Origin of the sequence: Halorubrum sp. DM2, assembly GCF_901686465.1 — an archaeon.
Taxonomy (GTDB): domain Archaea; phylum Halobacteriota; class Halobacteria; order Halobacteriales; family Haloferacaceae; genus Halorubrum.
The window spans coordinates 2,374,147-2,386,718 of record NZ_LR594487.1; the positions used below are offsets into that span (position 1 = coordinate 2,374,147).

Sequence of the window (12,572 nt, forward strand, 5' to 3'; positions counted from 1 at the left end):
GGCCGATCAGCTGTCTCCCTCGCCCGATCCGGGCTCCGCGTCCGTCTCTCGGAGGATGAACGGTCCGATCGAGAGGGTCCGCTTCGTCACGGTCGCGATCCGGAGGATATACGCCAAGAGGATCGCGAACGGGACGAGCGAGACCGCGGTCGCGACGGCGACGGCGACGACCACGGTCTGCGCGCCGCCGACCGACCCGCCGTACGCGGTGGGGTCGAAGAACGCGACCATCGCGGCGGCCGCGAGGAGCGCCGGGACCGCCGACGCGAGCATCTGTCGCGAGAGGTCGATCAGCTCCCACTGGAAGTACAGCGTCTTGAAGTGTTCGCGGGCGGGGCCGAACAGCCGGAGCGCCTCGATCAGGTCGTCGAGCGCGGCGTCCGCGGTCTCGCCGAGGCCGTCCGCGTGCCGCTCGCGGATCCGCCGCGCGGCGACGAGCTTCCACGAGTAGTTGAATCCGAGCGCCGCGGAGATCACCTCGAACGAGCCGAACCGCGCGCCCTCCAGATCGGCCGTCGTCCGGTCCGCGTTCTCGGTGACGGCGTCGGTCAGCTCCGCGGTCGCCGCCGCCAGCTCGGACCCGCTCCGGTCGTCGACGGCGTCGCGGAACGCCTCGGCGCGCTCGCCCGTCGCCGCGACGAGTTCGCGGAGGAACGCCGCCGGCTCCGCGGGGCTTACGCCCGTCCCGAGGACGTCCGCCGCGTCCGCCCGGAACTCCGTCGCGCCGGCCATCCGCTCCCGCTGGTCGCCGACCGCCCCCAGCTCCTGTGACAGCACGAGCTGGTTCAGCGTGAGCACGAGCGTGACGCCGGTTATCGTCGCCGTGAGCAGCCCCTGAAACAGCGTGTCGACCGAGTCGCCGCCCCGCAGGCTCTCCGCAGCGCCGGGGAGCAGGTGGCCGACCGCGACGAGCCCCGAGACCACCGCCGCGAGGATGAGCCCCGCCACGAGCCGGCGGTCGGCGTCGAGCAGGAGCCACATGGTCGCTCGGCTGCGCCCGGCGCGCTCGCGGACGCTGTCGTCCGGCGTCTCGCCCGATCCGTTCGCCATGCCCGCACCTCCCGTTCCGGGGCGAAAAAGCCTCTGGGGCGGCGGGCCGTCCCGCCGCTCGCGCCGCTCACCCGAGCGCGCCCGGATCGAACGCCTCCGGGTCGAACTCGTGTTCTCGGAGCCGGTCGGCGTCGATCGCCCGCAGCACGGACTCGTCCGTCGCTTCGAGGACGACCGGTGGGGCGACGCCCGCCTCGGCCGCCTCGGCCCAGCGCCCGACGCAGAGACACCAGCGGTCGCCCGGTTCGAGACCGGGGAAGTCGAACTCGGGGCGCGGCGTGATCAGGTCGTTCCCCCGGTCTCGGCTGTACCGCAGGAAATCGGCCGTGACGACCGCACAGAGGGTGTGTTCGCCGACGTCGCCCTCGACGTCGCGGCAGTGCCCGTCCCGGAGGTAGCCGGTCGTCGGGTCGCCGCCGCACGGTTCGAGGTCGCCGCCGAGGACGTTGCGATCGGAGCGGTCGTCGGAACCGGAGTTCGGATCGTCGGTGGACACGTCGACCCCTCGGGTCGCGCGCGACTTGTCGCTGGCGGCGGGGTCCGTTCGCCCCCCGGGACGCCGCCGGACGATATAAGCGGCGGGCGGCCGAACTCCGCACAGATGAGCCGGAACGACGAGGTCGCGACCCGGTTGGAGGAGTTCGCCGACCTCCTGGAGGCGACGGGCGTCGAGTACAAGCCGACCGCCTACCGACGGGCGGCCGAGAACGTCCGCGACCACCCCGCGCCGATCGAGGGGCTCGCGGCCGAGGGCGAGGACGCGGTCGCGGAGATAGACCGCGTTGGCGACGCCATCGCCGCGAAGATCGTCGAGTACGTCGAGACCGGCGCGATCGAGGAGCTGACCGACCTCCGCGAGGAGCTCCCCGTCGACATGGCGGGTCTGACCGCGGTCGAGGGCGTCGGGCCGAAGACGGTCGGAACGCTGTACGACGCGCTCGGAATCTCCGATCTCGACGAGTTGGAGGCCGCCGCGGAGGCGGGCGAGATCCGGGAGGTCTCCGGGTTCGGCGCGAAGACGGAACAGAACATCCTCGACAACGTCCCGTTCGCCCGGGAGTCCCGCGAGCGCACCCGCCTCGGCGACGCGCGCCCCCTCGCGGACGACGCGCTCGCGCACCTCGCCCACCGCGACGACGTCGCCGCCGCCGAGGTGTGCGGCTCGATCCGTCGCTGGAAGCCGACCATCGGCGACGTCGACCTGCTCGTCGCGAGCGACGAGCGCGACCCGATCGTCGAGGCGTTCACCGACTGGCCGGCCGCGGACGCGACGATAGAGGCGGGCACCGGGAAGGCGAGCGTCCGCGCGGACGGCACCCGCGTCGACCTCCGGATCGTCGATCCCGACGAGTTCGGCGCGGCGCTCCAGTACTTCACCGGCTCGCGGGCGCACAACGTCGCCGTCCGCAACCGCGCGATCGACCGCGACCTGAAGCTGAACGAGTACGGCCTGTTCGACGTGAGCGACGTCGACGGCGAGGGGACCGATGTTGACGCCGATGCCGACACGGACGACGCCGATGCCGACACGGACGACGCCGACGCCGACACGCACGACGCCGACGCCGACGACGGAGCCGCCGAGGAGGCGGACGCGACGCGCGTCGGAGACCGCGTCGCGGGCGAGACGGAGGAGGGGGTCTACCGCGCGCTCGACATGGACCCGGTGCCGCCCGAACTTCGCGAGGACCGCGGAGAGGTCGCCGCCGCCGCCGAGGGGCGGCTCCCCCTCCTCGTCGACGAGGGCGACCTCCGCGGCGACCTCCACACCCACACCGACTGGTCCGACGGCGGCTTCTCGATCGTCGAGATGGCCGCGGCCGCCGCGGAGCGCGGCTACGACTACCACGTCGTCACCGACCACGCGACGGGTCCGGGGATGGTCGGCGGCGTCGGCCTCGACGAGTCCGACATCGAGGAGCAGGCGGCGGCGATCGAGGCGGCCCGCGAGGAGGTCGACATCCCGATCTTCCACGGGATCGAGGCGAATATCGACGATGAGGGCGGTCTCTCGACCGACGACGAGGTCCTCGACGCCCTCGATCTGGTCGTCGCGTCGCCCCACGCCGCGCTCGGACAGGACGCGGACGCGGCCACCGAGCGGCTAGTGACGGCCGTCGAACACCCGCACGTCGACGTTCTCGGTCACCCGACCGGCCGCCTCATCAACGAGCGTCCCGGCCTCGACCCCGACATCGAGGCGGTCGCCGAGGCGGCCGCGGCCAACGGCACCGCGATCGAGGTGAACGCGAACCCCGCCCGGCTCGACGCCGACGGCGAGTTCGTCCGGGCCGCGATCGAGGCGGGCGCGGCGATCGCCGTCGACACCGACGCGCACGCCCCCCGCGAACTCGACAACGCGCGGTACGGTGTCCACACCGCGCGGCGGGGGTGGGCCGAGACCTCGCAGGTACTCAACGCCCGGTCGCTCAACGGGCTTCGGACGTTCCTGCTGTAGATGGCAGGCCAGCCGAGCGATCCCGGAGACGCGGACGGCGGGGGCGTCGACCGCCCGCCCGTCCTCCTCGACGTGATGTGCGGGAAGCTCGCCACTTACCTCCGGATCTGCGGGTACGACGCCGCTTACGCGCTCGACCGCGGGATCGAGGCCGACGACCGGCTCCTGTCGCTCGCGGCCGCCGAGGACCGGGTCCTGATCACCCGCGACCGCGACCTCGCGGACCGAGCCCCCGACGCCGACCCCGCGGTCGACGCCGTTCTCCTCACCGAACGCGACGTGCTCGATCAGCTCCGCGAGCTCGCCGCCGTCGGCTTCCGGATCGAACTCGCCGCGGAGCCGAGCCGCTGCGGGTCGTGTAACGGTCCGGTCGAACGGGTCGCGTTGACCGAGGAGGAGACCGATGCCGGCGACGCCGTCGCCCCCGCCGACCGCCCCGACTACGTCCCGGACGACGTGGGGACGGACCGGCCGGGGTGGCGCTGTGCCGACTGCGGGCAGTGGTTCTGGAAGGGCGGCCACTGGGATGCCGTAGCGGCCCGGATCGACCGGATGTGACCGGCCGAGCGTAACCGGTTTGCCCGCCCGTCGCGTAGCAGTCGGCAATGGAACGCGAACGGGCCGTCGACCGCTTGGAGACGCTCGTCGACCGCGTCGCGAGCGAGCCGATGCCGGTGCCCGTCCGCGAGGTATGGGCGTTCGGCGACGTCGCGCTCGGACTCGATCCGGTCGACCGGCTCGACGTCTACCTCACGAAGGACGTGATCATGGGCGGCGACGCCGACGCGGCGGCCGAGTTCGAGGCCGAGTACGGCGTGAAAGGCGTCGGGACCACGGTCGACGCCGCGTGGGCCGAGGCGCACCCCGACCGCGTGCGGACGAGCGACAACGGGTACGCGGCCCCCGAGAAGTGCCTCGCGGCCGAACTCGTCGAGGATACGGAGCCGATTCACTTGGAGGTGTGTAACGCGGGCTTCGAGGACAACGTCCGCCAGCGGCTGAAGGGGGCGCTCGCCCGCGAAGCCTACGAGGAGGTGCTCGACCCCCGCGGGGTCTGCCTGTGGGTCGACGGCGAGCGCGACGGGGAGGCGTTCGAGCGGCTCCGGGAGGCCTCCCTCGCGATGCCGACGCTGCCCGCAGCGCTCGGGATGCTCGGTGCCGACGAGGAGGCCGCGAACGAGGCCGCCGACGTGTTGAAGCGGCGACGGGCCGAACAGGAGGGCGCGTCCGTCCGCGGCGACATGGTGTGACCGCCGCGTTCGACTCACCCGTCGTTCACCCGCCGTTCACTCGCCAATCAGGAATGACCCGTTCCGGTAGACGGTCTCGCCGTCGAGTTCGATCCGCGCGTCCTCGCTCGCGTCGCGGACGAGGTCCGCGTGGACCGCGCTCTCGTTCGCCGTCCTGCCGTCCGGCACGCACTCCGCCACCGCGTCGCCGAGCGCGACGTGGACGGTGCCCGCCGCCTTCTCGTCGAACAGGACGTTCCCGGTGACCGCGTCGATCCCCTCGTTGGTGCCGATCCCGAGTTCGCCGACGCGACGCGCGCCCGCGTCGGTGTCGAGCAGGTCGGCGAGGACGGTCTCGCCCCGCTCGGCCGCGTAGTCGACCACCCGCCCGTCGGCGAAGTCGAGCCGGATCCCGTCGACCTCCCGTCCGCCGCGTCGGAGCGGGCGATCGAACCGGACCGTTCCCTCGACGCCGTCGACCGCCGGAACGGTGGCGACCTCGCCGCCCGGCATGTTCTCCCGGCCGGCGTCGTTGTACGCGCCCATCCCCGCGACGTCGAACCGGAGATCGGTGTCGTCACCGACGACCAGTCGGAGGTCGTCGGCCGCCGCCAGTCGGTCCGCGACCCGCGCCTGCCGCTCCCGGACCGCGGCCCAGTCGCGGTCCACGGACTCGTACACGAGCGAGCGCCACGCCGGGGCGCTCAGGTCGGCGCGCTGCGCGTCGGCCGCGGTCGGGTGCTGCGTGATCACCCAGCGCGTCTCCAGTCGCTCGCGGAGCAGCGGTTCCTTCGCCCGGCTCGCGGCCGCGCCGGTCTCGCCGCCGACGTCGCTCGTCGCGGCGGCGTTGCGCGCGCCCTTGATCAGGATCACCGCGTCGGTCTCCGCGAGCGCGGCGACGCGGTGGCCCTTCGGCCGGAAGTCGTCCGGGTCCATCTCTCGGGCGTACGCCCGGGTCGCTCGGGGGTTCCGCCACACCGTCGTCGGGCGCGCGCCGCGCCGGCCGAGCGCCGCGTACAGCGCGACGACGAGGTCCTCGGCGGCGGTCGGGGCCCGGACCTCCACGTCGTCGTCGGGTCCGGCGTCGATGCAGTGGTCGACCAGTACCTCGGCGTGGCGTCGGACTCGTTCGTCCATGCGATCGGGAGGGGTGCCCGTCGGAAAACCGCGAGCCACGGACCCGGAGCGGAAGTGAACGTGGAGGGCCGGCCGTCAGTCCCCGTCCGGAACCCGCCCGACGGTCACGTCGAACGGGACGTACTCGACGCGCTCGTACTCCCCGTCGCGTATCGCCGCGACCACCTCGCGACCCATCTCGCGCCAGCGCCCGCGGAGGTCGTCGTAGGCCGCCTCGGAGGTCGCGGCCACCAGCTCCTCGCGGTTGTCCGCGAGTCCCGCGCCGGAGGCCTTCCGCGCCGCGGCGTTCAGCGCGGCCTCGGCGTAGGGCGGCTCGGTCCGCTTCTCGTGGACGTACCGGCGGGTCCGCACGTCCACCAGTCCGGCCTCGTCGAACGCGTCGCGCACGCGGTCGCCGAGGGCGACGTCGGTGTCGACGCCGGTGAGATACGCCTCGCGCGCCTCCCGCTCCAGTCGCTCCTCGGCGTCGACCGTCGACGCCACCCGGACGTCCGCGTTGTTCGGTTCCACCGCGGCGACGAGGTCGTCGGAGACGCGGGCGAGCTCCCGGACCGCGGCACTCGGGTCCGGAAGGTTGATCAGAAGGGCCTGACAGACGGCCAGATCGACCGCGTCGTCGCCCGCCGGGAGCCGCGTCGCGTCTCCTGCCACGTACTCGATCCGCCCGTCGCTCTCCTCGCGGGCGACCGACAGGAGGTCGCGGTCCGCGTCGACGCCGATCACGGTCGCACCGACGCCGTCCTCGGTCGCACCGACGCCGCTCCCGCTCTCGGTCGCCTCCGCGGCCAGCACGCGGGTCAGCTCGCCCGTCCCGCAGCCGGCGTCGAGGACGCGCTCGCGGCTCGACAGTTCGAGGTCGGTCAGCGCGTCGCGGCCGTCCTCCCACATCCCGCGACGGGTGTGTTCGAGGTACTCGGCGGAGAAACGTCGCACGGCCCCGCTTCGCGGCGGGCCGAAATAAACGTCAGGAGATCGTCGGCGTCTCGCTTCGCTCGTCTCACTCGTCGCCAGCGGTCGCGTCGTCGGCGTCTTCGTCGCCGACGCCCCCGTCGCCGTCGTCGATCCCGAACCCGAGGAGGTCGGCGGCGAGGACGGCGGTGACGCCGGCGCAGTAGCCGACGAACGCGCTCGTCACCCCGACCGCGGCGAAGCTCACCGTCACGTCGCCGATAGCGGGGGTCCCGCCGTTGACGCCGGGGACGCCGACGACCGTCCCGAGCAGGACGAACCCCCCGAGGACGGCCGCCGGCACGACGCCGACGGCCAGACAGGCGGGTCCACCGCAGCGCGCGTACGCCCCGGCGGCGGCCACCGGCCCCGGCGCGTAGAACACTAACAGCGGGAGGAGCCGGTCCGTGAGCGCGCTCGCCGCCGTCAGGTCGGTCGACCCAGCGACGAACGCGGCGACGAGCGCCAGCGTCACGACGCCCGCGAACCCGACCACCAGCCCGACCGCGCGGTCGCGGCGGCGTCCGAACAGCAGCGCCTTCGTGGTGGGCATGTCCGCCGATCCCGTTCGGGGAAACTTAAATCCGCGTCGGACGGACGGCGTCGCCCGGCGCGACGGACGGACGGCGTCGGTCGGCGCGACGGCCCGCCTCAGTCGCGGCGGAGTTCGCGCACTCGGTCGATGTTCCACGCGAAGCTCCTGCCGTCCTCGGTCGGCGTCTCCAGAGCGAGCGGCACGTCCGTCAGGTCGGGGTGGTTGAGGAACCGCTCCATCCCCGCCTCGCCGATGTGGCCCTCGCCGATGTGGGCGTGTTCGTCCTTGTTGGTGCCGCACTCGTGTTTCGAGTCGTTGAGGTGGACGTACTTCAGGTGCTCCAACCCGACCACGTCGTCGAACTCCGCGACCGTCTCGTCGACGGCCTCCGGCGTCGAGAGGTCGTAGCCCGCCGCGAACGCGTGGGCGGTGTCGACGCAGACGTCGATGTCGGTCTCCGTCCGGTCGATGACCCCCGCGAGGTGTTCGAACTCGCCGCCGAGCTTCGTGCCCGCGCCCGCGTCGCTCTCGATCAGGATCGTGACGCCGTCGGGGACGTCGAGGTCGTCGATCACCGAGGCGGCGTTGTCCAGCCCGCCCTCGACGCCCGCGCCGGTGTGCGCGCCGAGGTGGACATTCACGTACGGAATGTCCAGTTCGGCGGCCGCGTCGACCTCTTTTTGCATCGAGTCGAGCGACTTCTCGCGGAGCCCCTCCTTGGGCGTACAGAGGTTCACGAGGTAGGAAGTGTGGATCACCCACGGGCCCTCCAGGTCGCGTTCGGTCCCCTCGCGGAACCGCGCGGCCTCCTCGTCGCCGATGTCCGGGTCCTGCCACACCTGCGGCGAGTGGGTGAATATCTGTCCGCAGTTGCCGCCGACCTCCACCTGATTTTCCACGGCGTTGTCCACGCCGCCGGCGATGGAGACGTGCGCACCGACCTTGAGACTCATACCGGCCACACGGGACCGGTCGAAAAAGCCCCTTCGGAACCGGCCGCCCCCCGACTCGCGCCCCGAAGCCGCCTACCGCCCGCCGCTCCCGGGCCGCGTCCCGAAGTCGCCTACCGCCCGCCGCTCCCGGGTCGCGTCCGGACCCACTCCTCGTCGCGGTACTTCTCCGCGACGAGCTCCTCCGCCCGCTCCAGCTCCGCGTCGGTCCACGAGCCGTCCGTCTCGACGGTCGCTCCCGGCGTCGCGCCCGCCCAGTCGGCCAGCGCCGCCTCGACGGTCGCCACGGCGTCCGCGCGGTCGACGTCGACCAGATCCTCCATCCCGACGACGCGCTCGCGGAACGCCTCGGGCGTCACCGGCGGGTCGGCGAAGACGCCGAGGTGTCTCGCGGCGTCGACCGAAAACGACAGCGACCCGTGCTGGATCACCGCCTCCCGCTTGCGGTACTGGGCGTTGCCGGCGACCTTCCGGCGCTGCCCTCTGCCGGGTCCGGCGGCGACCACGTCGTGTGCCGGGTGAAGCTCCCGGAGGTAGCAGGCGGGGTGGTACAGCTCCGGGACCGCCTCGTCGACGTAGTCGGCGTCGATCCCGAGCCGGTCGAACGCGTCGAGGACGGGTTCACAGAGCAGGTGGTAACAGTCGAGCAGTTCGCCCGGGACCGTCTCCGCGGGGACCGCGATCGAGTACGCCACGTCGCCCCGCCCGTCGTGGTAGATCCCGCCGCCGCCGGTCTGTCGGCGCGTGGCGTCGATCCCCTCGCGCTCGCAGAACGCCCAGTCGACCGTCTCCGGGTCCTGATGGCGACCGAGGGTGAGACAGCTCGGCTCCCACCGGTAGGTGCGGAGCGTGGCGGGACCGCCCGCGGCGGCGGTCTCGGCGGCGACTTCGTCGAGCGCCATCTGGAGCGGGCCGGGGCGGGCCTCCTCGCGTATCAGCCGCCAGTCGACGGCGGGCGCGGTCATACCGTCACCCTCGGCCGCCGCTCCGAAAGCGGTTGCGCTCGCGGTTCACGGTCGTTCTGGGCGTTCACCGGTCGACACTGCGACTCACCGGTCGATCCCGCCCTCGCCCTCGATGACGTCTCGGACCTCCGCGCGGGTCGTCACGGCGAGGTCGCCGTCGGTGGTGCGTTTCAGCGCCGCCGTCGCCGAGCCCCACCGGAGGGCCGCGGGGAGGTTGCCGCCGTCGAGGCGTTCCGCGATGAACCCGGCGACGAACGCGTCGCCGGTCCCGATCGCGTCGAACGTCTCCGCCTCGAACACGTCCTGCTCGTACACCGACCCGTCGTGGAGCGCGACCGACCCGTCGAGGCCGCGGGTGACGACCACCGTATCGAACCCGAACTCCGTGGCGAGCCCGTGCGCGATCTCGACGGCGTTCCCCTCGCGATCGAGCACCTCGCGCGCGTCGCGCCGGGGGACGAACAGGGTGTCTATGTGTTCGAACAGGTCCTCGTACGCCGCCCGCGCCGCCTCCGGCTCCCAGAGCTTCGACCGGTAGTTCAGGTCGAACGAGCGCGTGGCCCCCGCGTCGCCCGCGGTCCGCAACAGCGAGGTCGTCGTCCTCGCGGCGGCCTCCGAGAGGGCGGGCGTGATCCCCGTCGTGTGGAACCACTCGGCCTCCCTCACGGCGTCCGTCGGGAGTTCGTCCGGCTCGACGGTCGTGATCGCGGCGTCCGCGCGGTCGTAGATCACGTTCGTCCCCCGCGGCTCGCCGCCGTGTTCGAGGTAGTAGGTCCCCGCCCGGCTCGCCTCCGAATCGTCCCACGCGACGCCCGGCCGAACGCCGTGGCTCCGCAGCTCGTTCACGATCCGCCGTCCGAGCGGCGAGTCGGGCAGCTTCGAGAGCCAGCGCGCGTCGGCCCCGAGCCGCGCGGCTCCGACCGCGACGTTGCTCTCCGCGCCGCCGGCCTGAACGGTCAGGTCGCGGGTCGTCTCCAGCCGCTCGCCGCGCGGCGGCGACAGTCGGAGCATCGTCTCGCCGAACGTCACGAGGTCGGTCATCGAGGCCACCCCACGGCGCGCGCCGCGAACGGATTCATACCTCGTGGTACGCTCGCCCGATTATAAGAGGGGGTGATCGGCGTCGACCGCCGACCGCGCGCGGCGTCACTCGGGACCGCGCGTCACTGGGAATCGAGCGCGAACGTCACGTCCTCCCCGTCGACGGTCGCCGCCAGCGTCCCGTCCCGGACGGTCGCTTCCGCGGTGCGGTCGGACCCGCCCGTGAGCGTCGCGGCGTCGCCGAGGAGGTCGCCGGTCTCGGCGGCGACGACGGCGAACACCGCGGCCCCGTGCGGCGGCAGCTCCCGCTCGACGACCGGCCCCTCGACGACTTCTCCCGCGAGTCCGTCCCAGACGACCCGATCCGCCTCCGACCCGTCTTCCCGGCCGTACTCGCGCGCGTCGAACCGAACGGTCGACGGCTCGTCCGCCCAGTTGAACAGCGCGACGGTCGCGGCCCCGTCGCCCGGGCGGTCGCAGACGACCCGCGAGGGGAACCGCTCCCCGTCGAGTCCCGCGACCTCGCCGTCGGTCGCGGGGGGGATGGAGCGTTCGAGGAGCCGGCGACCGGCCGGACCGATCTCCGCGAGTCGGTCCGAGAACACGTTCACGCCGCCGGTCGCGGCGACGAGCGCCGCGAACGCCTCGCGCTCGGCCGCGGTGAGGTCGCTCGTGTCGCGGACGAGCTGGCAGTCGGGGTCGTTGAGCCACCACCGCCGGTGGAGGACGTTCCGCGCGAGCGTGTTGCGAACGGCGTTCTTCAGCCCCGGCTGGCTCCCCGACTCCCCCGGCGTCTCCCACGTCGGGTCGGTGTCCGGGCCGACCCGCATCGCGTCGAAGAGACCGACGCTCGGGGCCATCGGCGCGCCGCAGCCGAGGAGGAACGTGTCGTCGCCGGCCGCCTCGGCGATCGCCTCGACGCCCCGGCGATACGCCTCGATACGCGTCGCCTCGGGGTCGTACCGCTCGCCGGGCAGCGCCGCCGCGAAGAGGAAGTCGAGCTTCAGGTAGGTGAACCCCCACTCGTCGACGACCGTCGACACGGTCTCCCGGAGCCACTCCAACACCGCCGGGTGGGTCGTGTCAAGTCCGTACAGCGCCGACCCCGCGCGGAAGCCGCCGTCGACGGGCGTCCCCGGCCCGTCGTCGTCGGCCGTTCCCGGCCCGTCGTCTCCCGCGTCGGTCGGTTCCGTCACGAACCACTCCGGGTGGTCGGCGTACAGGTCCGCGCCGGACTCCACGTAGAAGGGCGCGAGCCACAGCCCCGGGCGATACCCCGCGGTCGCGATGTCGTCCGCGACGGCGCTCATGTCCTCGAACCCGTCAGCGATCGACCGCCAGTCGCCGAACGCCTCCATGTACCCGTCGTCGATCTGGACGACGTCGACCGGAATCTCCCACTCGCGGAGCTCCGCGAGGTTCTCCCGCACGTCCGCCTCGGTGACGTCGGTGAAGTAGTGGTACCACGAACACCACCCGGTCGGCGCGGTCTCGGGCACCCGGGCGTCCATCCGCTCGCCGACGCGGTCGGCCAACGCGGCCACCCCCGCCCGGAGGTCGCGGTCGGCGTCGACCCACAGGGCCGGTAGCTCCAGTCGCTCCCCGGGCGTCAGGCGCGCCCCCTCCAGCGGGCACACCGCGCGGAGCGCCGCGACCCCGTCGGCGTCGTCGTCGACCTCGAACCGCGTGCAGTAGCGGTCGTGTTCGAGGAACCCGACCGTCAGGCTCCGGTCCCCCTCGACGAGTCCGGTCAGGTAGCTGCTCACCCGGTCGTCGGTCGACGCCGCGAGGTCGTTCATCATCGGGGCGTTGTCCGGGTCCTCGGCGGGGAACCGCTCCCCGACCGGGAGCGTCCCGGTCGACGACCACGACTGATAGCCGTGCCGGTAGATCCGCGCGTCAGCGCCGAAGGCGGTCTCGAACGCGAGCGTCACGTCGCCCGCCCGGACCGGCTCGTCGCCCGCGTTCTCGACGGTCGGGGTCACGGTCACGCCGCCCCCCTCGGTCGACAGCGACACCTCCGCGATCCGCACTCCGGCGTCGTTTCGATCTGTCGCCGTCGCGCGGACCGTCCCGGCGAGCACGTCGCCGGCGTCGTCCGCGACCGTGATCCCGTGCCCGTCGGGGTCGTACGCGACCGCGGTGGCACCCGCCCTGCGTTCGTTCATACCACTCCCTCTTGTCGATCCCACAAATACCCTGTCACGCGGCGGGACCGCAAGACGGCGGCCGGCGGTCGCCACCATCCGAACCATTAGG

General features: G+C 73.0%; 12 protein-coding genes. 3 read left to right on the forward strand and 9 right to left on the reverse strand.

The features are described 5' to 3' along the window. Window positions 1–6 precede the first annotated feature (6 nt). Window positions 7–1,050 (reverse strand): DUF7972 family membrane protein, encoded by a 1,044-nt coding sequence (locus tag QOL69_RS11965; protein WP_283403350.1) that lies wholly within the window; start codon window positions 1,048–1,050, stop codon window positions 7–9. 67 nt (window positions 1,051–1,117) lie between these two features. Further along, window positions 1,118–1,546, reverse strand: a complete 429-nt coding sequence (locus QOL69_RS11970; RefSeq protein WP_283403351.1) for a DUF2237 family protein — start codon at window positions 1,544–1,546, stop codon at window positions 1,118–1,120. Window positions 1,547–1,651: 105 nt separating this feature from the next. On the opposite strand from QOL69_RS11970, the gene QOL69_RS11975 reads away from it, so the two are divergent. From QOL69_RS11975 to QOL69_RS11985, 3 genes are read left to right on the forward strand one after another with little or no spacing between them, the layout of a single operon-like run. Then, a complete protein-coding gene (locus QOL69_RS11975) occupies window positions 1,652–3,508 on the forward strand; it encodes a DNA polymerase/3'-5' exonuclease PolX (RefSeq protein WP_283403352.1) in 1,857 nt (618 codons plus the stop codon). Next, window positions 3,509–4,066, forward strand: coding sequence for a Mut7-C RNAse domain-containing protein (locus QOL69_RS11980; RefSeq protein WP_283403353.1), 558 nt, complete (start codon window positions 3,509–3,511; stop codon window positions 4,064–4,066). A 47-nt stretch (window positions 4,067–4,113) separates the two neighbouring features. Further along, a complete protein-coding gene (locus QOL69_RS11985) occupies window positions 4,114–4,758 on the forward strand; it encodes a DUF7095 family protein (RefSeq protein ID WP_048077070.1) in 645 nt (214 codons plus the stop codon). Window positions 4,759–4,794: 36 nt separating this feature from the next. Here QOL69_RS11985 and QOL69_RS11990 read toward each other — a convergent pair whose 3' ends face one another. The 7 genes from QOL69_RS11990 to QOL69_RS12020 form a co-directional block, all read right to left on the reverse strand. After that, window positions 4,795–5,874, reverse strand: coding sequence for an aminopeptidase (locus QOL69_RS11990; RefSeq protein ID WP_283403354.1), 1,080 nt, complete (start codon window positions 5,872–5,874; stop codon window positions 4,795–4,797). 75 nt (window positions 5,875–5,949) lie between these two features. Continuing rightward, window positions 5,950–6,807 carry a class I SAM-dependent methyltransferase gene (locus QOL69_RS11995; protein ID WP_283403355.1) on the reverse strand — a complete coding sequence of 286 codons (858 nt, stop codon included), beginning with the start codon at window positions 6,805–6,807 and terminating at the stop codon, window positions 5,950–5,952. A gap of 64 nt (window positions 6,808–6,871) precedes the next feature. Next, complete coding sequence (locus tag QOL69_RS12000) at window positions 6,872–7,375, reverse strand: hypothetical protein (RefSeq protein WP_283403356.1); 504 nt, start codon at window positions 7,373–7,375, stop codon at window positions 6,872–6,874. 98 nt (window positions 7,376–7,473) lie between these two features. Next, the gene (locus QOL69_RS12005) at window positions 7,474–8,310 is read right to left on the reverse strand and encodes a deoxyribonuclease IV (protein ID WP_283403357.1); all 837 of its coding nucleotides are present in this window, start codon (window positions 8,308–8,310) and stop codon (window positions 7,474–7,476) included. A gap of 110 nt (window positions 8,311–8,420) precedes the next feature. Next, window positions 8,421–9,272 carry a lipoate--protein ligase family protein gene (locus QOL69_RS12010; protein WP_283403358.1) on the reverse strand — a complete coding sequence of 284 codons (852 nt, stop codon included), beginning with the start codon at window positions 9,270–9,272 and terminating at the stop codon, window positions 8,421–8,423. 84 nt (window positions 9,273–9,356) lie between these two features. Next, window positions 9,357–10,313: a bifunctional 2-dehydro-3-deoxygluconokinase/2-dehydro-3-deoxygalactonokinase gene (gene kdgK1 / locus QOL69_RS12015; protein WP_283403359.1), complete on the reverse strand. Its 957-nt coding sequence runs from the start codon at window positions 10,311–10,313 to the stop codon at window positions 9,357–9,359. Window positions 10,314–10,435: 122 nt separating this feature from the next. Continuing rightward, on the reverse strand, window positions 10,436–12,481 hold the full coding sequence (locus tag QOL69_RS12020; RefSeq protein WP_283403360.1) for a glycoside hydrolase family 36 protein: 2,046 nt from the start codon (window positions 12,479–12,481) through the stop codon (window positions 10,436–10,438). Window positions 12,482–12,572: the final 91 nt, after the last annotated feature.